This window comes from Duganella hordei (assembly GCF_040369125.1).
Lineage (GTDB): Bacteria > Pseudomonadota > Gammaproteobacteria > Burkholderiales > Burkholderiaceae_D > Rugamonas > Rugamonas hordei.
The window spans coordinates 13,493-35,758 of record NZ_BPWI01000015.1 but is presented as its reverse complement, the minus strand read 5'-3'; the positions used below and the strand labels follow the sequence as shown (position 1 = coordinate 35,758).

20 protein-coding genes are annotated in these 22,266 nt (G+C 65.0%); 16 read left to right on the top strand and 4 right to left on the bottom strand.

The features are described 5' to 3' along the window. The first annotated feature begins 1 nt into the window (after position 1). From ABWW33_RS25980 to ABWW33_RS25930, 11 genes are all read left to right on the top strand, one after another. Positions 2 to 559, top strand: a complete 558-nt coding sequence (locus ABWW33_RS25980) for an LPS-assembly lipoprotein LptE (protein ID WP_176655706.1) — start codon at positions 2 to 4, stop codon at positions 557 to 559. Between the two features lie 9 nt (positions 560 to 568). Further along, positions 569 to 1,588 carry a DNA polymerase III subunit delta gene (holA, locus tag ABWW33_RS25975; protein WP_176655705.1) on the top strand — a complete coding sequence of 340 codons (1,020 nt, stop codon included), beginning with the start codon at positions 569 to 571 and terminating at the stop codon, positions 1,586 to 1,588. Positions 1,589 to 1,687: 99 nt separating this feature from the next. Next, positions 1,688 to 2,953: a glutamate-5-semialdehyde dehydrogenase gene (locus ABWW33_RS25970; RefSeq protein ID WP_353404345.1), complete on the top strand. Its 1,266-nt coding sequence runs from the start codon at positions 1,688 to 1,690 to the stop codon at positions 2,951 to 2,953. A gap of 8 nt (positions 2,954 to 2,961) precedes the next feature. Further along, positions 2,962 to 3,378, top strand: a complete 417-nt coding sequence (locus tag ABWW33_RS25965) for a CopD family protein (protein ID WP_176655703.1) — start codon at positions 2,962 to 2,964, stop codon at positions 3,376 to 3,378. A 10-nt stretch (positions 3,379 to 3,388) separates the two neighbouring features. Next, positions 3,389 to 3,991, top strand: a complete 603-nt coding sequence (locus ABWW33_RS25960) for a 2-hydroxychromene-2-carboxylate isomerase (protein ID WP_353404344.1) — start codon at positions 3,389 to 3,391, stop codon at positions 3,989 to 3,991. Positions 3,992 to 4,045: 54 nt separating this feature from the next. Beyond that, positions 4,046 to 5,248, top strand: coding sequence for a THUMP domain-containing class I SAM-dependent RNA methyltransferase (locus ABWW33_RS25955; protein ID WP_444551018.1), 1,203 nt, complete (start codon positions 4,046 to 4,048; stop codon positions 5,246 to 5,248). A gap of 92 nt (positions 5,249 to 5,340) precedes the next feature. Continuing rightward, entirely contained in the window at positions 5,341 to 6,621 is a 1,281-nt protein-coding gene (locus ABWW33_RS25950; protein ID WP_176655701.1) for a multidrug effflux MFS transporter, read from the top strand. A gap of 183 nt (positions 6,622 to 6,804) precedes the next feature. After that, positions 6,805 to 8,898, top strand: coding sequence for an HDOD domain-containing protein (locus ABWW33_RS25945; protein ID WP_176655700.1), 2,094 nt, complete (start codon positions 6,805 to 6,807; stop codon positions 8,896 to 8,898). Positions 8,899 to 8,902: 4 nt separating this feature from the next. Then, positions 8,903 to 11,179 (top strand): putative bifunctional diguanylate cyclase/phosphodiesterase, encoded by a 2,277-nt coding sequence (locus ABWW33_RS25940; RefSeq protein ID WP_176655699.1) that lies wholly within the window; start codon positions 8,903 to 8,905, stop codon positions 11,177 to 11,179. A gap of 6 nt (positions 11,180 to 11,185) precedes the next feature. After that, the gene (locus tag ABWW33_RS25935; RefSeq protein WP_176655698.1) at positions 11,186 to 12,781 is read left to right on the top strand and encodes an SEL1-like repeat protein; all 1,596 of its coding nucleotides are present in this window, start codon (positions 11,186 to 11,188) and stop codon (positions 12,779 to 12,781) included. 81 nt (positions 12,782 to 12,862) lie between these two features. After that, a complete protein-coding gene (locus ABWW33_RS25930; RefSeq protein WP_353404343.1) occupies positions 12,863 to 14,320 on the top strand; it encodes a flagellin N-terminal helical domain-containing protein in 1,458 nt (485 codons plus the stop codon). 9 nt (positions 14,321 to 14,329) lie between these two features. On the opposite strand, the gene ABWW33_RS25925 is transcribed toward ABWW33_RS25930, so the two are convergent. Beyond that, on the bottom strand, positions 14,330 to 14,896 hold the full coding sequence (locus ABWW33_RS25925) for a DUF4865 family protein (RefSeq protein ID WP_353404342.1): 567 nt from the start codon (positions 14,894 to 14,896) through the stop codon (positions 14,330 to 14,332). After that, a complete protein-coding gene (locus ABWW33_RS25920; protein WP_353404341.1) occupies positions 14,893 to 15,297 on the bottom strand; it encodes a tautomerase family protein in 405 nt (134 codons plus the stop codon). The genes ABWW33_RS25925 and ABWW33_RS25920 overlap by 4 nt, the downstream gene beginning before the upstream one ends. Before the next feature lie 103 nt (positions 15,298 to 15,400). Here ABWW33_RS25920 and ABWW33_RS25915 point away from each other — a divergent pair, with 103 nt between their 5' ends. The 5 genes from ABWW33_RS25915 (at position 15,401) to ABWW33_RS25895 (ending at position 19,209) form a co-directional block, all read left to right on the top strand. Beyond that, positions 15,401 to 16,303 (top strand): LysR substrate-binding domain-containing protein, encoded by a 903-nt coding sequence (locus ABWW33_RS25915; RefSeq protein ID WP_176655694.1) that lies wholly within the window; start codon positions 15,401 to 15,403, stop codon positions 16,301 to 16,303. A gap of 51 nt (positions 16,304 to 16,354) precedes the next feature. Beyond that, positions 16,355 to 17,371: a TraB/GumN family protein gene (locus ABWW33_RS25910; RefSeq protein WP_353404340.1), complete on the top strand. Its 1,017-nt coding sequence runs from the start codon at positions 16,355 to 16,357 to the stop codon at positions 17,369 to 17,371. A 116-nt stretch (positions 17,372 to 17,487) separates the two neighbouring features. Continuing rightward, positions 17,488 to 18,168, top strand: a complete 681-nt coding sequence (locus ABWW33_RS25905; RefSeq protein ID WP_353404339.1) for a CsgG/HfaB family protein — start codon at positions 17,488 to 17,490, stop codon at positions 18,166 to 18,168. An 8-nt stretch (positions 18,169 to 18,176) separates the two neighbouring features. Next, positions 18,177 to 18,545 carry a DUF4810 domain-containing protein gene (locus ABWW33_RS25900; protein ID WP_353404338.1) on the top strand — a complete coding sequence of 123 codons (369 nt, stop codon included), beginning with the start codon at positions 18,177 to 18,179 and terminating at the stop codon, positions 18,543 to 18,545. Position 18,546: 1 nt separating this feature from the next. After that, on the top strand, positions 18,547 to 19,209 hold the full coding sequence (locus ABWW33_RS25895) for a DUF799 domain-containing protein (protein ID WP_353404337.1): 663 nt from the start codon (positions 18,547 to 18,549) through the stop codon (positions 19,207 to 19,209). A 15-nt stretch (positions 19,210 to 19,224) separates the two neighbouring features. Here ABWW33_RS25895 and ABWW33_RS25890 read toward each other — a convergent pair whose 3' ends face one another. Continuing rightward, positions 19,225 to 20,490, bottom strand: coding sequence for a M28 family peptidase (locus ABWW33_RS25890; RefSeq protein WP_353404336.1), 1,266 nt, complete (start codon positions 20,488 to 20,490; stop codon positions 19,225 to 19,227). Between the two features lie 73 nt (positions 20,491 to 20,563). Continuing rightward, entirely contained in the window at positions 20,564 to 22,201 is a 1,638-nt protein-coding gene (locus ABWW33_RS25885; RefSeq protein WP_353404335.1) for a methyl-accepting chemotaxis protein, read from the bottom strand. Positions 22,202 to 22,266: the final 65 nt, after the last annotated feature.

Genomic DNA, 22,266 nt, shown 5'->3' with positions numbered 1-22,266 from the left:
CATGGCGACTACTTCGAATCTGTTCCGGCGCGGCCGGCTCTGGGCGGCGCTGCTGGCGCTGTCGCTGGTGCTGTCGGCGTGCGGCTTCCATCTGCGCGGCGACGGCGGCCACTACACGCTGCCGTTCCCGACGATGTATGTCGGGCTGCCGGAGTCGTCGCCGCTGGCGATCGATTTGAAGCGCAACATCCGCGCCAACGGCGGCACGACGATCGTCAATTCGCCCAAGGATGCCGACGGCGTGATCGAAGTGATTTCCGATCCGGAGAAGACCCGCACCAAGTCCATCCTGTCGCTGAACAGCAATGGTCGCGTGCGTCAGTATCTGCTGTCGTACAACATCGTGTTCCGCGTGCTGGACAAACAGGGCAAGGAGCTGCTGGGGAACACCCAGCTGCTGCTGACCCGCCCGATCGACTTTAACGAAACCCAGTTGCTGGCGAAGGAGCAGGAAGAAGCGCTGCTGTACAAGGATATGCAGACCGACCTGGTGCAGCAGATGATGCGCCGTATCGCGGCCATCAAGGTGCCGCAGGTTTCGCTGCCGCCGAAGGCGTAAGGACGCGCGATGCAATTAAGGTTGGAAGCGCTGGACGGCCATCTGAGCAAATCGCTGTCGCAGCTGTACGTCATCACCAGCGACGAGCATTTGCTGGCGCTGGAGGCGGCCGACAAGATCCGCAAGACGGCGCGCGCGCAAGGCTATTCCGAGCGCGACGTGCTGACCGTGGAGCGCAGCTTCAAGTGGGGCGAGCTGCTGGCGGCCAACCAGGCGCTGTCGCTGTTCGGCGACAAGAAGCTGATCGAGCTGCGCATCCCGACCGGCAAGCCGGGCAAGGATGGCGGCGCGGCGCTGCAGAATTATGTGAAGGATCTGAGTCCGGACAACCTGACCCTGATCACGCTGCCCAAGCTGGACTGGCAGACGCAGAAGGCGGCCTGGGTCGCCAGCCTGCAACAAGCCGCGGTGTATATCGACATCGCGCAGGTGGAACGGGCGCAGTTGCCCAATTGGATAGGCCAGCGCCTTGCCGCACAAGGGCAGAGCGCGGACCGGCAGAGCATCGATTTCATCGCCGATCGCGTTGAAGGCAACCTGCTTGCGGCCCATCAGGAGATACAGAAACTGGCCTTGCTGCACGAGCCGGGCAAGCTGACCTACGAGCAGGTGCACGATGCGGTGCTGAACGTGGCGCGTTACGACGTGTTCAAGCTCAGCGAAGCGATGCTGTCGGGCGATCCGGCGCGTCTGGTGCGCATGCTGGAAGGCTTGAAGGGCGAGGGCGAAGCGCTGCCGCTGGTGCTGTGGGCCGTGTCGGAGGAAATCCGCACGCTGCTCAAGCTCAAGTCGGGCATGGCGCAGGGCCGTCCGCTGGGTGCGCTGCTCAAGGAGTATCGTATCTGGGGACCGAAGGAACGCATGATGGAGCCGGCGCTGCGCCGCATCTCGCTGCCTGTACTGGAGGCGGCGATGAAGGACGCGGCGCAGGTCGACAAGATGATCAAGGGCTTGCGCGCCAAAGCGCATGCCGGCGACGCGTGGGATTCGATGCTGCAGTTGGCGTTAAGAGTCGCCCGCGGCGGATAACCGCCATCATTCCCGCGAAAGCGGGAATCCATAGAGCGCCGGCCAGGATGCTCGGCATGGATTCCCGCCTGCGCGGGAATGACGGTACAAGGGATAGCGATGGATATCAAGCACTACATGGAACAACTGGGCCAGCAGGCGCGCAAGGCATCGCGCGCCATGGCCCGCGCCGACAGCGCCACGCGCAACCGCGCGCTGACGCTGATCGCCGATGCGATCGAGCGCGACGCCGCACTACTGCGCGCCGCCAATCAACTGGACATGGACGCGGCGGCCGCCAACGGCCTGGCGCCGGCCATGCTGGACCGCCTGGCGCTGTCCGACAAGGCCATTGCCACGATGGTGGAAGGCCTGCGCCAGATCGTCGCGCTGCCGGACCCTATCGGTGAAATCTCCGGCTTGAAATTCCGCCCGTCGGGCATCCAGGTGGGCCAGATGCGCGTGCCGCTGGGCGTGATCGGCATCATCTACGAGTCGCGTCCGAACGTCACGGTCGATGCGGCGGGGCTGTGCATCAAGAGCGGCAACGCAACCATCCTGCGCGGCGGCTCGGAAGCGATCCATTGCAACCGCGCGCTGGCCAAGCTGGTCAAGGAAGGTTTGGCCGGCGCCGGCCTGCCGGAGGATGGCGTGCAGGTCGTGGACACCATCGACCGCGCCGCCGTCGGCGCGTTGATCACCATGCCGGAATACGTGGACGTCATCGTCCCGCGCGGCGGCAAGGGCCTGATCGCGCGCCTGATGGAGGAAGCCACCGTGCCGATGATCAAGCATCTGGACGGCATCTGCCACGTCTACATCGACGCCAGGGCCGATTTGAAGAAGGCGGTCGACATCGGCTTCAACGCCAAGTGCCACCGCTACGGCACCTGCAACACCATGGAAACGCTGCTGGTGGCGCGCGCGATCGCACCGGCGGTGCTGCCGGAGCTGGCCAAGCTGTACGCGACCAAACAGGTCGAGCTGCGCGCCGACGCGGAAGCGGCGGTGATCCTGGCGGGCTATCCGCATCTGGCGGCGGCCACCGAGGAAGACTGGTCGACCGAGTACCTGGCGGCCATCCTGTCGGTGAAGATCGTCGACGGCATCGACGAGGCGATGGAGCACATCAACAAGTACTCGTCGAAGCACACGGAAGCCATCATCACGGAAGACCATACGGCCGCGATGCGCTTCCTGCGCGAAGTCGATTCGGCCTCGGTGATGATCAACGCCTCGACCCGCTTCGCCGACGGTTTCGAATACGGCCTGGGCGCCGAAATCGGCATCTCGAACGACAAGCTGCACGCGCGCGGCCCGGTCGGGCTGGAAGGTTTGACTTCGCTGAAGTACGTCGTGTTCGGTCACGGCGAAATCCGTCAATAAAGGAAGCCATGCTCTGGATTAAAGCGCTGCACATATTCTTCGTCATTGCCTGGATGGCCGGCGTGTTCTACCTGCCGCGCATCTTCGTCAACCTGGCGATGGAGACCGACAAGGCCGCCACCGCGCGCCTGCTGCTCATGGCGCGCAAGCTGTATCGCTTCTCGATGTGGTTGTCGGTGTTTGCGGTGGTGTTCGGCGCGATCCTGGTCTACATGCAGTATGGCGCGCAGATGCCGCACTGGCTGCATGCGAAGCTGTTCTTCGTGGTGCTGGTGATCGGCTATCACCACGCGTGCGGTGGCATGCTGAAGAAGTTCGAGAAGGGTGCCAATACCCGCAGCCACAAGTGGTATCGCGTCTTCAATGAAATGCCGGTGTTCCTGATGCTGGCGATCGTGCTGCTGGTAGTCGTCAAACCATTCTGATCGGAGCGTCATGAGCAAAGTTTGCCAGTATTTTTTCGCCACCCATTCGCCGTGGGCCTACATGGGCCATGACCGCCTGGTTGAGATGGCGCGCCGGCATGGCGTTCAGATCGAGGTCAAGCCTTTCGACCTGGGCAAGGTGTTCGGCGTGTCCGGCGGCCTGCCGCTGGCCAAGCGCGCGCCGCAGCGCCAGGCTTACCGGCTGCTGGAGCTGACGCGCTGGTCGGATTTTCTCGGCATTCCGCTGAATGTGCAGCCGAAGTTTTTCCCGGTGTCGCCGGAGTTGTCGAACAAGATGGTGGTGGCGGCGCGCCTGACGCACGGCGTCGACGTGGCGCTGGCGCTGTCGTTCGCCGTCATGCGCGCGCTGTGGGCTGAAGACAAGAATATCGGCGACGAAGACACGCTGGCGCAGATCGCCGGCAGCTGCGGCCTCGATGGCCGCGCGCTGATCAAATCGGCGGAAACGGCCAGCGTGCAGGCCGAGTACGACCGCAACACGGAAGATGCGACGGCGGCCAGCGTATTCGGCTCGCCGTGGTATGTGCTGGATGGAGAAAGCTTCTGGGGCCAGGACCGCCTGGACTTCCTGGAGCGGGCAATGCAGAAGTAAACGCGCCGCGCCACTCGGGCGGCGCGCATTTTTTAACGGACAAAAGGTACACCTATGGCATCCTATTTTTGCCCATGCCCGCGCGGCATGGAAGCGGCGTTGGCCGAAGAACTGGGCGAGATCGCCCAACTCAGCACCACCATGAAGGTGCACAACCAGGTTCCGGGCGGCGTGCACTGCTCGGGCGACCTGCTTGATTCCTACCGCATCAACCTGCACTCGCGCATCGCCTCGCGCGTGCTGATGCGCATGGCCGTCACCGGCTACCAGAACGAGAACGACATCTACGACCTGGTGCTGGCGCAGCCGTGGGAAGACTGGTTCACCTACGACCATACCATCCGCGTCGACGTCACCGCCGTGAAGTCGCCGCTGAAAAGCCTGGAGTTCACCACGCTGAAGATCAAGGACGCCATCTGCGACCGCTTCCGCGACCAGTTCGACAAGCGTCCTTCGGTCAACACCAAGGAACCGGACATGCGCATCGTCGGCTTCCTCGACGCGCGCCAGTTCATCATCTATCTCGATACCTCGGGCGAGGCGCTGTTCAAGCGCGGCTGGCGCGAGGAAACCGGCGACGCGCCGCTGCGCGAGAACCTGGCCGCCGGCCTGCTGCGCGTGTCGGGCTGGAAGCCGGGCATCCCGCTGTTCGACCCGATGTGCGGCTCCGGCACCATCCTGTGCGAAGCGGCGCAGATGGTGCAGGGCATACCGCCGGGCGCGCGCCGCCGCTTTGCCTTCGAAGCCTTCAACGACTTCGATCCGGCGCCGTGGAACGACATGAAGAATTCGATCAAGGCCAATCCGCTGCCGGAGTCGCCGACCATCTTCGGCTCCGACATCTCGGGCGACATGGTGGCGATGACGCGCCATAACCTGAAATGCGCCGGCATCATGTTCGACGTGCCGCTCAAGCAGATCGAGGCGCAGGAAGTGAAGGCGCCGACCGAGCAGCCGGGCATCCTGCTGACCAACCCGCCGTACGGCGAGCGTATCGGCGTGCGCGGCGATAGCACGCTGCCGGAAGACGAGCTGGCGAGCAGCTTCTATTCGGCGCTGTCGACCACGCTCAAGCAGCGCTTCGCCGGCTGGACGGTGTTCCTGTTCACGGCGGACCTGGGCCTGCCCAAGCTGCTGCGCCTGAAGGAATCGCGCAAGACGCCGTTCTTCAACGGCGCGCTGGAATGCCGCTTGTTCCGCTTCGATATGGTGGCTGGCTTCAACCGCCGCGAAGCCGCCAAACCCAAAGAAGTCTAACCGCCTAACCCCGCGGGGCCGCGCGGGGTCCGACCCCGGCTGCGGCATCGCGGTTGGGGGTGACAGCATGCGCTCTCGAAGGAAAACGTTTTATGTTCCCTACGCCTCCCGCCAATATTCCTCCCGACCCCGCCGCGGACATTCCGCCGCCGCCGCCTTCGCACATGAGGGTGCTCTCCGCCGGCGCGCTGGCCGCCACGCTGGCCGCGTTGTCGATGCTGGGGCCTTTCTCGATCGACGCCTACCTGCCGGCCTTCCCCAACATCCAGGCCACGCTGCATGCCAGCGCTATCGAGGTCCAGCAAAGCCTGACCTTCTACATGCTGTCCTTTGCCTGCATGGTGCTGTGGCACGGTGCGCTGTCGGACGCCTTCGGCCGCCGCAACGTGATCCTGGTGTCGCTGGTGACGTTCACCATCGGCACGCTGGGCTGCGCCGCCGCGCACACGGTCCAGTACCTGTGGGTGTTCCGCATCCTGCAGGGCGTGTCGGCGGGGGCCGGGGTGGTGGTCGGCCGCGCCATCATCCGCGACCTGTATGAGGATGCCGCCGCCGCGCGCCTGCTGTCGATGGTGACGATGATCTTCTCGATCGCGCCGGCCATCGCGCCGATACTGGGCGGCTGGGTGGTCACGCTGTTCGACTGGCGCGCCATCTTCCTGGCGCTGCTGGCCTACAGCGTGCTGCTGTTCATCTACTGCTACCGCCGCCTGCCGGAAACGCTGCCGAAGGAAAAGCGCCATCCCTTCAATCCGCGCTTCCTGCTGCGCAATTACGGCGAAATCCTGCGCTCGCCGCTGTTCCACATGAAGTCCGGCGTGGTGGCGCTGAACTTCGCCGGATTGTTCCTGTATATCTCGTCGGCGCCGGTGTTCCTGCCCCAACACCTGGGCCTGGGGCCGGGCCAGTTCGGCTGGCTGTTCATTCCATCGGTGGCGGGGATCTTCCTCGGCGCGCTGGCGGCGAACCGGATTGCCGGAAAGATGACATTTTCGCGACAGATCGGCATCGGCTTTTGTTTCCTGCTGGCGGCGTCGATATTTAACCTTTCATACCATGCGCTGATGCCCGCTTCGCTGCCGTGGTCGGTGGCGCCGATGTTCGTGTATGCCTTCGGCATGTCGCTCGTTGCCCCGGGGGCAACCTTGCTGGCGCTGGACCTGTTTCCGCATATCCGGGGGACGGTGGCATCCTGCCAATCTTTCGCCGTGACCCTGCTGGGAGCGATGGTGGCGGGGGTGATTGCACCCTTTCTATCACATTCGGTGCTGTGGTTAGCCGCGGGACAGATGGCATTTAGTACCTCTGCTCTCGTTTTGTGGTTGACGTCGCGCTATTACCGGCGCATGCTTCTACGCCATCCGGTCCGATAATCATTAACGGCAGGAAATTCACTTAGTTTAGAAAGAAATCTTACTTGCTATTAAGTTACTACGAGACTTTATGTTAGTATAATTTTTTAATACAACGTTTCCTGGCCCCCAAGACCGCTTGATACGATGCATCAACCTGACCATGATATTCGCAATCGCCTGCTGATTGCCCGTCTGCCGGCAATGCCGCAGATACTCATTAAGTTGATTGAGCACTTGCAAGCCGACGACGCTGGCATGCCGGAGCTGGCCGCCCTCATCGCCAAGGATGCGGCGATGACCAGCAAGATACTCACCGTCGCCAACAGCTCGGCCTACCACCGCAACCAGCGCACGGTCGGCCTGGAGCAATCGCTGGTGTCGCTGGGCACCGACATGATCAAGACGCTGGTCATCAGCGAATCCGTGTTCCAGACCTTCAACAGCTTCCCCCATTCGGGCAGCACCGATCTGCGCGGCTTCTGGAAAGGTTCCCTCACCACCGCCGTCATCGCCCGCGACGTGGCCAAGAAGATGGAGTACCCGCACGTCGAGGAAGCCTACCTGGCCGGCCTGCTGCACAACGTCGGCCGGCTGGCGCTGCTGGCGACCGCGCCCAAGGAATACTCGTTCAACTTCACGGCGCGCGACGACGAGGATCTGTGCGCCGTCGAGCAGCGCACGCTGCAAATCACGCACTCGGAAGCGGGCGCCTGGCTGATCGAACGCTGGCACCTCGATTCCTTCCTGGCCGACAGCGTGCTGTATCACCACGAGCCGATTGCGCGCCTGGAGTCGGCGCATCCGCTGATCCGCATCGTGCGCCTGGCGCACCTGCTGTGCTTCCACGAGGGCGAGGAGGAGCAGGCCATCGAAGACGCCAGCCAGCTGTGCGGCCTCGACGCCGGGACGCTGGAACAGATCATCCGCAACGCCGCGCGCCAGGTGGAGAAGTCCGCCGCCTACCTGGGCATCGACCTGGCCGGCGCCGACGACATCCCGACGCCGGCCGCCTATGCGCCGCCGGCGGTCGATCCGGTGCAGCAGCGGCTGTCCGAGGAAGTGCGCAACATGGTGCTGGTGTCCGAGATGGGCCAGACCTTCGCGCGCCAGCAGGGCGAATCCGGCCTGCTGGAATCGATGACGCGCTCGGCGCGCATCCTGTTCGATTTCGAAAACGCCGTGGTGCTGATGGAGAATCCGACCGGCCATGCGCTGCACGGCATGGCCACCGGCGAGCACCTGCAGAAGCTGGCCGAATTCGTCATCCCGCTCAACAAGGGCGGCGTGGTGGCGGAATCGGCGCTGGAGCGCAAGCTGACCTACATCAGCCGCGAGTCGCCGACCTTGAACGTGGCGGAGGAACAGCTGTTCCGCATCCTCGGCAGCGAGGGCATGGTGTGCCTGCCGCTGGTGGCCAACCAGCGCTGCCTCGGCATCCTGATCGGCGGCGCGCCGGCCTGGCAGATGCCGTCGTTCCAGAAACGCGAGCGCTTCCTGCAGTCGTTCGGCACGCAGGCCGCGGCCGCGCTGGAAACGGCGATCAGCGAACGCGGCCACGCCCGGCGCCAGATCGCCCATGTGGCCGAAGAATACCGCGAAGCCTCGCGCCGCGTGGTGCACGAGGTGAACAACCCGCTGTCGATCATCAAGAACTACCTGTCGGTCCTCGACAGCAAGCTGGCCAAGCGCGAGCCGGTGGTGGGCGAGATGTCGATCCTGAACGAGGAAATCGACCGCGTCGGCCAGCTGATCAACGGCCTGGCCGACCTGCAGCCGACCGACGCCTCGCGCGTGACCGACGTCGCCCGCGTGGTCGACGACGTGCTGCGCCTGTTCCGCGCCACCGAGTTCGTGCCGGCTTCGGTGCAGATCGTGGTGCGCATGCAGGAGGAGCCGGCCGAGATCGACGGCGACGCCGACCTGCTCAAGCAGATCCTGGTCAACCTGATCAAGAACGCGGTCGAAGCGCTGACCGGCGGCGGCAAGATCGAAATATCGCATCGCGGTCACGTCAACCGCGAACGCAAACTGTATCTGGAGCTGGTGATCAGCGACACCGGACCGGGACTGTCGGCCGAAGTACTGGCCAACCTGTTCTCGGCGGTACGCAGCACCAAGGAAGGTGCGCACCATGGCCTGGGCCTGTCCATCGTCCATAGCCTGGTGAAGAAAATGCAGGGCCTGATTACCTGCCGATCCGGCAAAACGGGTACTACCTTTGAAATTCTGCTGCCCGCCCGTGGCAGCGCCAGTCAAATCACCGGCGTGCAAACGCGGGTGATGGATTCAGTTTAAGGCCATGATGAATCTTGTGAACCCTGACGACCACGCCCCCGTCGCCATTGCTACCGATAACTGCCCGCGCATCCTGCTCGTTGACGACGAGCCGCGCCTGCTGTCATCCCTGTACGAACTGCTGCGCGACCGCGACTACCACCTGGTGACCGCGACCTGCGGCAGTGAAGCGCTGGCCCAGCTGACCAGGCTCCAGTTCGACCTGATCCTGCTCGACCTGCGCCTGCCCGACATGAGCGGCCACGAGATCATGGACTTCATCAACGCCAAGGGCATCGACGGCGACGTCATCGTCATGAGCGGCGACGTCGGCATCGAGGCGGCGATCGGCGCGCTGAAACGCGGCGCCTACGACTACCTGCGCAAGCCCTACAGCCGCGAGGAGCTGCTCAAGACGGTGGAGAACGCGCTGCAGAAGCGCCGCCTGGCCATCGACAACGAGCGCATCGCCTCCAAGCTGGAAAACTCCGAGAAGATGTACCGCTACCTGGTGGACAGTTCACCGGACATCATCTACACGCTGAACCACGAGGGCAAGTTCACCTTCGTCAACGACCGCGTGCAGCAGCTGCTGGGCTTCACCCGCGAAGAGCTGATCGGCAAGCACTACTCGATCCTGGTGCACGACGAGGACCAGGAGCGCGCGCGCTACGCCTTCAACGAGCGCCGCGTCGACGAACGCGCCTCGCGCAACGTCGAGCTGCGCCTGAAGTGCAATACCGGCGGCGGCATCGAGCGCACCTTCAACAACACGCTGATGACGATCTCGCTCAACGCGATCGGCATGCACATCCCGGACCACGAGGTAAAGAAGCACGAATTCTTCGGCACCTACGGCGTCGCGCGCGACATCACCGACCGCAAGCGCGCCGAGGAAGTGATCTCCTACCAGGCCTACCACGACATCCTGACCGACCTGCCCAACCGCATGCTGTTCAAGGACCGCCTGGGCCTGGCCGTGATCCAGGCCAAGCGCAAGCTGACCGAGCTGGCCGTGATGTTCGTCGACCTGGACCGCTTCAAGCTGGTCAACGACACGCTGGGCCACGTCAAGGGCGACGAGCTGCTGCAGCAGGTGGCGCAGCGGCTCAAGGATTGCCTGCGCCGCGGCGACACGCTGGCGCGCCAGGGCGGCGACGAATTCACCATCGTGCTGCCCGAGCTGCGCGACCGCCAGGACGCCAAGTCCATCGCCGACAAGTTCCTCGAGAGCCTGCACAAGCCGTTCGACCTGGACGGCCACGAGGTGCACATCTCGGCCTCGATCGGCATCGCGATTTATCCGGGCGACGGCGAGACCATCGACGAGCTGCTGCGCCACGCGGACATCGCCATGTACCAGGTCAAGGCGCTGGGCAAGAACGGCCACAGCTTCTATCACAACTCGATGCTGGACGTGTCGCACCAGAAGATCGCGCTGGAGCAGAGCCTGCGCAAGGCGCTGGAACTGAACGAGCTGGAAATGTATTACCAGCCGCAGGTCGACGTGGCCAGCGGCCGCATCATCGGCGCCGAAGGCCTGATGCGCTGGAACCATCCGCAGCGCGGGCTGCTGTCGGCCGGCGAGTTCCTGCCGTTCGCCGAAGAGAACGGCCTGATGCTGCCGATCTCCGACTGGATGCTGGGCGCGCTGTGCCGCGACCTGCTGCAGTGGAACGCCGCCGGCGGCGAGGCGATCCGCCTGTCGCTGAACCTGTCGCCGCAATACCTCGACCGCGGCGACTTCTTCGAGAAGATGCGCGGCGCGCTGACGCGCTACGGCATTTCGCCGGCGCAGATCGAGGTCGAGATCACCGAGAACATCTGCATCCGCAATCCGCAGTACGCGATCGAGCAGCTCAACAAGCTTTGCCAGCTGGGCGTGTCGGTGGCGATCGACGATTTCGGTACCGGCTATTCGTCGCTGTCGTATCTGCACCGCTTCCCCATCCACACGATCAAGATCGACCAGTCCTTCGTCAAGGAGATCCACGACGAGAACGGCCACTACCCGGTGATCCTGGCGATCATTTCGATCGCGCGCGGCCTCGGCCTGCACCTGGTGGCCGAGGGCGTGGAAACCGACGTGCAGGCGCGCTACCTGCAGGCCAACGGCTGCACCACGATGCAGGGCTATCTGTACCACCGCCCGATCTCGCTGACCAGCTTCATCGATGTGCTGCAGGCGCAGAACCTCGCATCGGTGCCGTCCATGGCGCATGGCCACGGCCACGCCGTGCTGCACGCGGTGCCCAGCGTCGACCCTCAACCTCAACCGACGATGATCGCGATCCAAGCCTAAGCCAGCATGACGAAATACGGTCCCAACGAAGCCGACGCGAACAACGGCAGCACCTACACAGCCGAATTCCTGCGCGTCAAAGGACTGGCCGAGCGCGGCGTCGCCAATGCCCAGCACAGCCTGGGCTTCATGTACTTCAACGGCCAGGGCGTGGCGCAGAGCTATGAGCTGGCCGTGGTCTGGTATCGCCAGGCCGCCAGCGCCGGCCTGGAACACGCGCAGTACAACCTGGGCGTGATGTACCAGAAGGGCCAGGGCGTCGAGCAGAATTACCAGGAGGCGGCGGCGTGGTACCAGCTGGCCGCCGAGCAGGGTTACGCCGCCGCCCAGTACAACCTGGGCTGGCTGTACGCCAAGGGCCAGGGAGTGGACGCGGACACGCAGAAAGCCATGCACTGGTTCAGCAAGGCGGCCGATCAGGGCGACGCCGGCGCGCAAAACAATCTCGGCATGATGTACGACACCGGCAAGGGCGTGCCGCAGGATTTCAAGCAGGCGATCTCCTGGTACCGCAAGGCGGCGGAGCAGGGCTATCCGCGCGCGCAGTTCAATCTGGGCCTGCGCTACGACAACGGCCAGGGCGTGCCGCAGGACGTGGGCCAGGCGATGTCGTGGTACCGCAAGGCGGCCGACCAGGGCTACGCGCCGGCGCAGTTCAACCTGGCGCTGCGCTTCGACAAGGGCGACGGCATCGCGCAGGACAGCCAGAAGGCCATCCTGTGGTATCGCCGCGCGGCAGAGCAGGATCACGCCAGTTCGCAGTTCAACCTGGGCCTGATCTACGACAACGGCCAGGGCGTGCCGCGCGACGAGCAGAAGGCGCTGGACTGGTACCGCAAGGCGGCAGAACAGGGCCATGCGGCGGCGCAGAACAACCTGGGCCTGCGCTACGACCACGGCCAGGGCGTGCCGCAGGATTACGAGCAGGCGCAGTTCTGGTACCGCAAGGCGGCCGAGCAGGGCTTCCCCGGCGCGCAATACCATCTGGGCATGCTGTACGACGCCGGCCACGGCGTGGTGCAGGATCCGCAGGAGGCGATCTTCTGGTACCGCAAGGCGGCCGACCAGGGCCACCTGCGCGCGCAGTTCGATCTCGGCCTGCGCTACGAAACGGGACGCGGTGTGCCGCGCGACGAACGCAAGGCGATGGGCTGGTACCGCCGCGCCGCCGAGCAGGATTACGCGGCGGCCCAGTACAGCCTCGGCCTGCTGTTCGACAAGGACGACGGTCCGCAGCCCGACTGCGCGCAGGCCAACGCTTGGTACGCCAAGGCGGCGGAGCAGGGCCACGCGCTGGCGCAATTCACGCTGGGCCTGCGCTACGACAACGGCCAGGGCCTGGCGCAGGATTACGCGCAGGCGCACCACTGGTACCTGAAGGCCGCCGGCCAGGGCCACGCGCGGGCGCAGTTCAACCTCGGGTTGATGCTGATGTTCGGCCAGGGCGTGCGCGCCGATATCGGCCAGGCATGGATATGGCTGGCGATGGCCGACCGCGCCGGCTTTACCGCGGCCGCCCGCTATCTGAAAACTGCCGCCGCCCGCATGGACGGCGAGCAGCTGGCGCAGGCGCGCGAGCGGCTGGAGCTGTTGCCCGGCTGAGCCGGCGTCTCAAGTCTTCGGCGTTTCCGCCGTTAGTTAACCGACAACCGCGATTCCGCGGTTGCGACGCTAACGGCCGGCATGCAGATCAACACCAACCTCTCCTCCCTGAACGCCCAGCGCAGCTATGCGCGCTCGGGCGAGGACGTTGCTGCGCGCCTGCAAAAGCTCTCCAGCGGCCTGCGCATCAACTCCGCGCGCGACGATGCCGCCGGGCTGGCCGTCAGCGAGCGCATGACGGCCGGCGTCAACGGCCTGCACCGCGCCAGGCAAAATATCAACGATGGCATTTCGCTACTGCAGGTGGCCGACGGCGCGGCCGCGCAGTTGCTGGACAACTTCCAGCGCATGCGCGAGCTGGCGGTGCAGGCGGCCAACGACACCAACAGCCAGGGCGACCGCGCGGCGATCCAGATCGAGGCCAACGCGCTGGCCGCCTCCAACCAGGACATCGCCGCCGGCGCGCGCTACAACAACATCGGCCTGCTGGACGGCAGCTACTCGCAGCAGCTGCAAGTGGGCGCGGAAGCCAGCCAGACCATGATGCTGACGATACCGCGCGCGATCATCCAGCCGGGCTTTGAGAAGACGATGGCCGACGTGGCGCCGCAGCAGGCGACGGCGGCCGGCACCACGGTGCTGGGAGCGATACAGTACGGCGACGTGGTGATCAACAACAAGGTGGTGGGCGCCTCGGTGGCCGGCGCTCTGCCGGGACAAAGCGCCGGCAGCGCCTATGCGGTGGCGGCGGCGGTCAACACGGCCAATATCCGCAACGTCTCGGCGTCGGCGTCGACCACGCTCGATGGCGCGGTCGGCGCCGCCGGCGCGCTGGCGGCCGCCAGCTTTTCCATCAACGGCGTCGATATCGGCGCCATCGGCGGCGTTACGGCCGCCGCGCGCGCGGCCAGTGCCGCCGCCGCCATCAGCAACGAGGCCGGCACCAGCGGCGTCACCGCCAGCGCCGTGGGCGGCACGCTGACGCTGAGCGCCGCCGATGGCCGCGATATCGTCATCGCCGAAGCGAACGCCGGCAGCGCCGGTTCGCTTGGGCTGGCGCTGGGCAACCACAAAGGCACGGTGACGGTGACCGAGGCACCCCGTCCCGGAGGACATGCGATGAGCATCGCCGGCGCCAACCCGGCGGCGGCGGGGCTCAGCGCGGGGGCGCAGGCATCGGTCGTGATCGGCCCGCCCGATCTGGAGGAAGTGAGCGCGTACACGTCCGGCGAGCCGCCGCTGGACCTGTCCACTTTCAGCGGCGCCACCGATGCGCTGACCTATATCGACGGCAAGATCGACGACATCGGCAGCATCCGCGCCTTGCTGGGTGCCGCCAGCAACCGGCTGTCGGCGGCCGCCGGCAATGCCGACAACGGCGCCGTCAACCTGGAAGCGGCGCGTTCGCGCATCCGCGACACCGACTACGCCAGCGAAACCGCGCAACTGACGCGCGCCAGCATCCTGCGCCAGGCCGGCGCCTCGATGGTGGCCCAGGCCAACGCGCAGCCGCGCAGCGCCTTGCTGCTGCTGCGCTGACCTTTAGCGTCAGGCCAGCCCCGGCGCTGACAGGTGGCCGATCCGGTAGCGCTGTTCATGCGGCAATGGCGGAAGTGCCGGTTCGCCGCGCCACAGCACCATCCGCACGATGCTCCAGCCGGCCGGCTCGAAGCCGATCACCACCGCCAGCGCGCCGCATTCGAGCGCATGCCTCGCATGGCCTTCCTCGCGCAGGCGCAGCGCCGCCAGGTCGCTGTAGGGCGCGATGGCCTCGACGCTGCGGGTGGCATGACGCGCCTGCCGCAGCTCGCCGCCGACGCTGGCGTGCCACGGCGTCCAGGTCTGCACCGAAGGCCAGCCGAACGCCTGCGCCACGCCGGCGAAGCCGGGGCCGTTGAGGAAGCCGTGCATGGATTCCTCGTCCCGCCACAGGTAAAACGGCGCGTAGCGGTTATCCGCTGCGTCGACATGCCCGGCGCGGTCGGCATACAGGTAGGCCTTGAACACCAGGCCCGGCAAGTTGTCCAGCAACGGCCCCTTGGTGGCGATGCGTTCGCGCACGATGCCCATGTCGTAGTCGGCCGGCAGCGTGAAGCCGTATTGCATGGCGATCATCGCTGCGCTCCCAGCAGCGAGGCGGCCGGCATGCCGCCGCTGAACGACCAGTCCTCGCCGCTGGTGCTGCTGACGACCACCATCACGTCCACCGGCCGCAGGCCGGGCGCGTCGGCCAGCAGTTCGACCAGCCGCCGGTAGAACGCCTGCTTGAGCTCCACCGTGCGCGGCTTGCCGATGGTGATCGCGATCAGCACGAAATCGTCGGAGCGCGGCCCGCCTTCGCTTTCGTAGTCGCGGTCGAAAACCAGTTCGTGCGGTTCATGCTGGTGGATGACGTGGAAGCGGTCCTTGGCGGGCACGTTGAAGGCCTCGACCATCGCCCGGTGCAGGCTGGCCGACAGCGCGGCCAGGTATTCGGGGGATTTCCCCTTCAGCAGTGAAATGCGGCTCATCGGCATGATGCGCTCCTGTTTGTGTGATTGACAGGCTCACGATACAGGTCTATTTTGATCCTGAAAATCAGGAATATTTTGATAGATGGTTCGATAAAACGGGATTGTCATGCGACGGATTACTTTCGACCTGGACGTGCTGCGCACTTTTGTCACCGGCGTCGACCTGGGTAGTTTCGCCAGGGCGGCCGACCGGCTGGGGCGTTCCACCTCGGCCGTCAGCGCGCAGCTGAAGAAGCTGGAGGAACAGGTGGGCATGCCGGTGCTGCGCAAGGAGGGACGCGGCATGGTGGTGACGCCGGCCGGCGAGTCGCTGCTGGGCTATGCGCGCCGGCTGCTGGAGCTGAACGACGAGGCGGCGACGGCCGTGCGCGGCGCCGAACTGGCGGGCAGCGTGCGGCTGGGCATGCAGGAGGACTTCGGCGAGCATCTGCTGACGGAGGTGCTGGGCCGTTTCGCCCGCGTGCATCCCAAGCTGCGCATCGAAGCCAGCGTGGCGCGCAACGCCGACCTGCTGGCGCTGCTGGCCGGCGGCCGGCTGGACCTGGCGCTGGCCTGGGACCACGCCGGCACGTCGTTGTCGCAACTGCAGCCGCGCCAGACGCGGGAGGTGGCGCGCGTGCCGCTGCGCTGGATCGTGGCCAGGGACGGCGTGGCGCCGTCGCTGGCCGGCGGCGAGCCGCTGCCGCTGGTGGTGTTCGATTCCCCGTGCCTGATGCGCTCGGCCGCGATGGAGGCGCTGGACCGGGCCGGCATCGCGTGGCGGATCGCCTTCACCAGCCCCAGCCTGGGCGGCGTGTGGGCGGCGGTGGCGGCGGGGCTGGGCGTCACCGTGCGCACCGGCGTCGCCCTGCCGCCGTCGCTGCGCATGCTGGAGCAGGGCGGGTTGCCGCCGCTGCCGGTGATCGGCCTGCACCTGCACCGGGGCGAGGCGGAACTCAACGCGCCGGCGCAGCGCCTGCATGACATCGTGCTGCAAGCCCTGGCGACGCATACGGCGGGAGATATATAATTTGCAACGTGGGCGCAGCATCCGACTCCGCCACGTACAGGGACTATCACCATGTTGAAACGCTTGATGTTCTCGTTGTATCTCGGCGCGCTGGCCGCGCCAGCATGGGCGCAAACCGCTGAAACTGCGCCGGCCGCGCCGGTGGCGGAGGCCGCCGAAGCGGTGCCGGAACAAATCCTCGTCACCGGCCAGCGCCCTGGCCCGGGCCTATGGAAAATATCGAAGGACGACCATGTGCTGTGGGTGTTCGGCAGCTATTCGCCGCTGCCGAAAAACATGGAATGGCGCTCGCGCCAGGTGGAATCCATCCTGGCCGGCTCGCAGGAATATCTGAAGCAGCCGATGGCCGGCGCGCACGTCGGATTCTTTCGTTCGCTGACGCTGCTGCCTTTCGTCGTCGGCTTGAAGGACAATCCGGACGGCGCGAAACTGAAGGACGTGCTGCCGGCCGACGTCTATGCGCGCTGGCAGCGGCTCAAGGACAAGTACATCGGCAAGGACAACGGCATCGAGAGCGAGCGTCCGATTTTCGTGGCCGACGAGTTGTACAGCAAAGGACTGGCGCATGCCGGACTGTCGTCGGGCGGCGAGGTGTACGCGACGATCGACAAGATCGTCAAGAAGAACAACATCAAATCGACGTCGCCAGGCGTGGAGCTGGAAATCGACAGCCAGGTCAAGGCGCTGCGCGACTTCAAGAAGTCCACCATGGACGACGTGGCATGTTTCTCGACCACGCTGGAGCGGCTGGAGACCGATCTTGACGCCATGCGCGTGCGCGCCAACGCCTGGGCGGTGGGCGACATCGAAGCGATACAAAAGCTCAGTTACGCCGACCGCGAGAGCGCATGCAAGGCCGCGCTGACCAACAGCGACTTCCTCAAGAGCCAGCCGGGTTTCAAGGACATGGATGCGCGCCTGCGTGAAGTATGGGTCACGGCGGCGGAGAAATCGCTGGCCGCCAACGCATCGACGTTCGCGGTGCTGCGCCTGAAAGACATCCTCGACCCGCAGGGCTATATCGCAGCCTTGCAGGCCAAGGGGTACAAGGTGGAGGCGCCGCAGTAAGGGGCGACCGCCTGTCTTTTGTCCAGTGACTATTGGATAGATTGTTTGGCCTGCAATCAAGTACACTTGCCTCGAAGAAAAATTGCTTCATATAAAATTTTAACTCCGGGGTAAAAATGAAAAGAAATACACTGAGCGCGCTGGCGATTGGCGCGGCAATGATCTCGGCGCTGGCAGGCTGCGCAACTGAAAGCTCGCAGGCGCTGGCTGTGCCGACCGTGACGAGCGCCGCCCGTCCCTACGCCGGCGCCCGCACCCTGGTCGCCGTCGGCAAGTTCGATAACCGCTCCAGCTTCATGCGCGGCATTTTCTCCGACGGCGTCGACCGTCTGGGCAGCCAAGCCAAGACCATCCTGATCTCGCACATGCAGCAGACCAACCGCTTCAATGTGCTGGACCGCGACAACCTGTCTGAGACCAAGCAGGAAGCCGACTTCAAAAAGCAAAGCCAGAGCATCAAGGGTGCCGATTTCATCATCACCGGCGATGTGACCGAGTTCGGCCGCAAGGAAGTGGGTGACCACCAACTGTTCGGCATCATGGGGCGCGGTAAGACCCAGGTCGCTTACGCGAAGGTCACGCTGAACGTGGTCAACATCGCCACTTCGGAAGTGGTGTATTCCAGCCAGGGCGCGGGCGAGTACAGCCTGTCCAACCGCGAAGTGCTGGGCTTTGGCGGCACCGCCAGCTATGACGCCACGCTGAACGGCAAGGTGCTGGACCTGGCCGTGCGCGAAGCGGTCGACCACCTGGTGGCCGGCGTCGAAGCCGGCGCGATGAATACCCGCACTCAATAAGGCGACCCATGAAACAGACAATGATCAAGCGCGCCGGCATGGTGCTGGCGCTGGCCGCCGGCGTGGCGTTGACTGGGTGCGCGAGCGCGCCCAAGACTATGTACGGCTGGGAAGGCTATCAGCCGCAGGTATACCAGCATCTGAAAGGCGAAAGCCCGGACCAGCAGATCGCCGCGATGGAGCTGGCGCTGCAGAACATCAGCGCCAAGGGACAGACCGCGCCACCGGGCTTCCATGCGCACCTCGGCATGCTGTACTCGATCGCCGGCAAGCCGGACCAGGTCGTCGCTCAGTTCGAGGACGAGAAAAAATTATTCCCGGAGTCGGCGGTCTATATGGATTTCCTGCTGGCGAAAACCAAGAAGAGTGTGAACTGATATGCTGAACCGAATCCTGAAACTGGCCGCCGTGATGGCGCCCGCCGCCCTGATCGTCGGTTGCGCGACGCCGAAGGCGCCATATGACTATACCGCCTTCAAGGCGGCCAGGCCGCGTTCGATTTTGGTGCTGCCGCCGCTGAACAATTCGCCGGACGTCAACGCTGCCAACAGCGTCTATGAGCAAGTCACCTATCCGCTGGCCGAAGCCGGTTACTATGTGTTGCCGGTGGCGTTGGTCGGCGAGACCTTCAAGCAGAACGGTTTGACCAGCGCGAGCGACATGCATGCGGTCGATACGGCGAAGCTGAAAGAGATCTTTGGCGCCGACGCCGCGATGTACGTCACCATCACCAACTACGGCGCCAGCTACACGGTGCTCAACAGCGTGGTGGTGGTGTCGGCCAATGCCAAGCTGGTGGATCTGAAGACCGGCGCGGTGCTGTGGACCGGCACCGCCAGCGCCTCCAACAACGAGGGCGGCAACAACGGCGGCGGTGGCTTGATCGGCGCGCTGGTGGCAGCTGCCGTCAAACAGATCATCAACAGCACCACCGATGCTTCACATCCGGTGGCCGGCGTGACCAGCGCCCGCCTGCTGTCGGGCGGCCTTGCCAACGGCATGTTGTACGGCCCCCGTTCGGAAAAGTACCAGCAACAGTAATGACTTCCCGGCGGACTACTTCCTGATACGCGCCCCGGCCAGCTGCGCCACGCCGGCCAGTGTGGTCTGGGCGGCGTTCAGGCCGAGCAGGAAATCCTTGTCCGAGTAGGTCGCGTACACGTCCGACGGCTGGTGCCAGTTAGGGTCCCAGCCGGCGCCGATCTGCTGGCCGCGCTCATTCTCGCGCAGCGAAATCGACGGCACCAGGTCCATGAACGGCGTCGAATCGGTGTTCGTCATGTGGAAGCCGACGGCGGCCGGATAGTTGGTCGCGTACTTGTCGTTGGCGGCGCGGAAGGCCCACGCCAGTTTGGCCGAAGCCTCCGCCTGTTTCGACACCGACTGGTATTCGATGTTGACGTCGGCCTCGCGCCGCTGCTCGGGCGGCGACACGTACACCGCCTGGCCTTTCGCATCGAGCACCGGCTTGCCGGCGGCATCCAGTTTCGGGATCGGCATGCCGTGGTCCCACATCATCATGTCGTGCTGGATCATGCCCAGCCACTTCGGCTCCGGATACTTGCCCGAGCCCTTGGGCGACTCGATGCCCTGCAAGTCCTTGCGCTGCATGGCGTAGGCGGTGGCGCCGTTCAGGCCCGTTTCCTCGTTGTTCCACAAGGCGAAGCGGATCGAGCGGTCCGTCTCGACGCCGGGCGCGCTGAAGATGCGCGCCAACTCCATCACCAGCGCGGTGCCGGAGCCGTCGTCGTTGGCGGCCTCGCCGAAACCGATGCCGTCCATGTGGGCGCTGACGATGTACATCTCTTCCGGATGCGTGGCGCCGACCTTGGTGCAGTAGACGTTCTCGCGCTGCGAGGTGCCGACCGGAGTCTGCTCGGCGTTCAGCGCGCGCAGTTTTTCATCCGGCTGCAGCATCGGATCGGTGTTCACGCCGGTGGGGATGCGGTTGCCGAACAGCGTGCTGCCGCCCTGGCCCGGCGGGCCGCCGGCGCCGCCGCTCGGTATGCCGGGTGCGCGCTTGGCCGGCGGCGCGTCCGGCGCCGGTTGCGTGTATTGATACTGCAGCCGTTCGGTGTTGGTGCAGCCGTAGGACTTGAGCTGCGCCTCGATCCAGTCCAGTGCCTGGCGATTGCGTTCGGTGCCCTGGCGGCGGTCGCCGAAACGGGTCAGGCTTTTGATGGTGGCCTTGTATTTTTCCAGGTCCAGCTGGCCGACCAGCGTGGAGATCGGATCGGCCGCGGGATCGGCGGCGGCTGGCGCCTGCGCCTGGGCCAGAGGGATGGCCAGCGCAAGCACCGCCATCAGGGCTGCTGATTTCATGTAACGTCCTTTCGACATGTCAGGCAAACCAAGAATATAAATGATTTGCCGCCTGCCGGGACGAAACAATACGTCAGGCCATCGCCAGACGCGCTACCTTGGGCGCGCGCTTGGCCGGCCGGCCGGTTGCCTGGCTGGCCGCGCGCGGCGCTTGCTGCATATCGCCGGCGAGCTTGAACACGCTGACCAGTTGTGCCAGCGAACCCGCCTGGTCCTGCAGCGATTCGGCGGCGGCCGCCGCTTCCTCCACCAGCGCGGCGTTTTGCTGGGTCACGGTGTCCATTTCGCTGATGGCCTGATTGATCTGCTCGATGCCGGAGTCTTGCTCCTGCGTGGCGGAGGCGATCTCGGCCATGATGTCGGTCACGCGCTTGACGCTGGCGACGATCTCGTCCATCGTGCTGCCGGCCTGGTTCACCAGCTGGCTGCCCAGCTCCACCTTCTCGACCGAGGCGCCGATCAGCGTCTTGATTTCCTTGGCTGCCGTGGCCGAGCGCTGCGCCAGGTTGCGCACTTCAGATGCCACCACGGCAAAGCCGCGGCCCTGCTCGCCGGCCCGCGCAGCTTCGACGGCGGCGTTCAGCGCCAGGATGTTGGTCTGGAAGGCGATGCCGTCGATCACGCCGATGATGTCGACGATCTTCCTGGCCGATTCGTTGATCGAGCCCATGGTGTCGATCACCTGGGCTACGACCGCGCCGCCCTTGACCGCCACGTCCGACGCGGAGACGGCCAGTTTGTTGGCGTGGCGCGCGTTGTTGCCGTTTTCGCGGACGGTGGCGGTGATTTCCTCCATCGACGAGGCGGTTTCCTCCAGCGAGCTGGCCTGCTGTTCGGTGCGCGCCGACAGGTCGTGGTTGCCGGTGGCGATCTGGGTCGACGCGGTGGCGATGGTCTCGGTGCCGGAGCGTACCTGGCCGACGATGTTTTTCAGGCTCTCGTTCATTTCCTTCAAGGCAGTGAGCAACTGACCGGTTTCGTCCGTGGCGCAGGCGTCGAAGTGGGTGCTCAGGTCGCCGGAGGCGACGGTTTGAGCTACCTGCACCGCGCGGCGCAAGGGGAGGACGATGGAACGCGTCAGCAGGTAGCCGATGGCGGCGGCCAGCAGCGCCGCCGCCACGGCCAGCACGATCATCAGCATGTTGGCGTTGTCGGCCATATCGCTGGCCTCGGCCGCGAACTGTTCCATGCCCTTGACCTGGGTGTCGGCGAACGCTTCGATCGCAGCCAGGTAGACCGTCTGCGGTGGAAGGACTTCCTTGATCAGATAGTCGCGGCCGGCGTCAGCCTGTTTTCCCTTGATCAAGCCGATCATATGGTGTTCGCGTTCCGTGAACGTGGCGCGCGCCGCCATCAGCGCCTGCAGCGCCGCCTTGCCCTTTTCCGTATGGATGATGAGCTGGAGCTTGTCGAGCGCCCCGGCGATGATCGGTGCCGAGTCGCTGATCTTGGCCAGTTCGCTGGCGGAGACCTGGTCGTCGTTGGCGATCAGCGCGGTGCGCAGCGCGCGGGCCTGGCGATTGACTTCGTTTTCGATCGTATGCGCGAGCGCGACCTTGGCATAGCGGTCATGGACGATGATGTCGGTGTTCGTGTCGATTGCCCGGATGCGGCTGATGCCGATTGCGGCCAACGCGGTCATCAGCACGATGATGACGGCAAAGCCGACGCTCAACCGGATGCCGATCTTGAGGTTTTTTATTGCGTTCATTTTTTTTACCCGTGATATAGATTGCCAATGAAATTGCCAATATTTGCTACATCATTGCTGGAATC

Coding starts and splice junctions, on each gene's coding strand:
- ABWW33_RS25950 (WP_176655701.1), top strand. CDS start 5,341: ATGTTCCCTACGCCTCCCGCCAATATTCCTCCCGACCCCGCCGCGGAC.
- ABWW33_RS25965 (WP_176655703.1), top strand. CDS start 2,962: ATGCTCTGGATTAAAGCGCTGCACATATTCTTCGTCATTGCCTGGATG.
- ABWW33_RS25960 (WP_353404344.1), top strand. CDS start 3,389: ATGAGCAAAGTTTGCCAGTATTTTTTCGCCACCCATTCGCCGTGGGCC.
- ABWW33_RS25925 (WP_353404342.1), bottom strand. CDS start 14,896: ATGATCGCCATGCAATACGGCTTCACGCTGCCGGCCGACTACGACATG.
- ABWW33_RS25890 (WP_353404336.1), bottom strand. CDS start 20,490: ATGAAATCAGCAGCCCTGATGGCGGTGCTTGCGCTGGCCATCCCTCTG.
- ABWW33_RS25980 (WP_176655706.1), top strand. CDS start 2: ATGGCGACTACTTCGAATCTGTTCCGGCGCGGCCGGCTCTGGGCGGCG.
- ABWW33_RS25900 (WP_353404338.1), top strand. CDS start 18,177: ATGAAACAGACAATGATCAAGCGCGCCGGCATGGTGCTGGCGCTGGCC.
- ABWW33_RS25955 (WP_444551018.1), top strand. CDS start 4,046: ATGGCATCCTATTTTTGCCCATGCCCGCGCGGCATGGAAGCGGCGTTG.
- ABWW33_RS25940 (WP_176655699.1), top strand. CDS start 8,903: ATGATGAATCTTGTGAACCCTGACGACCACGCCCCCGTCGCCATTGCT.
- ABWW33_RS25885 (WP_353404335.1), bottom strand. CDS start 22,201: ATGAACGCAATAAAAAACCTCAAGATCGGCATCCGGTTGAGCGTCGGC.
- ABWW33_RS25935 (WP_176655698.1), top strand. CDS start 11,186: ATGACGAAATACGGTCCCAACGAAGCCGACGCGAACAACGGCAGCACC.
- ABWW33_RS25905 (WP_353404339.1), top strand. CDS start 17,488: ATGAAAAGAAATACACTGAGCGCGCTGGCGATTGGCGCGGCAATGATC.
- ABWW33_RS25970 (WP_353404345.1), top strand. CDS start 1,688: ATGGATATCAAGCACTACATGGAACAACTGGGCCAGCAGGCGCGCAAG.
- ABWW33_RS25930 (WP_353404343.1), top strand. CDS start 12,863: ATGCAGATCAACACCAACCTCTCCTCCCTGAACGCCCAGCGCAGCTAT.
- ABWW33_RS25920 (WP_353404341.1), bottom strand. CDS start 15,297: ATGCCGATGAGCCGCATTTCACTGCTGAAGGGGAAATCCCCCGAATAC.
- ABWW33_RS25945 (WP_176655700.1), top strand. CDS start 6,805: ATGCCGCAGATACTCATTAAGTTGATTGAGCACTTGCAAGCCGACGAC.
- holA (WP_176655705.1), top strand. CDS start 569: ATGCAATTAAGGTTGGAAGCGCTGGACGGCCATCTGAGCAAATCGCTG.
- ABWW33_RS25915 (WP_176655694.1), top strand. CDS start 15,401: ATGCGACGGATTACTTTCGACCTGGACGTGCTGCGCACTTTTGTCACC.
- ABWW33_RS25895 (WP_353404337.1), top strand. CDS start 18,547: ATGCTGAACCGAATCCTGAAACTGGCCGCCGTGATGGCGCCCGCCGCC.
- ABWW33_RS25910 (WP_353404340.1), top strand. CDS start 16,355: ATGTTGAAACGCTTGATGTTCTCGTTGTATCTCGGCGCGCTGGCCGCG.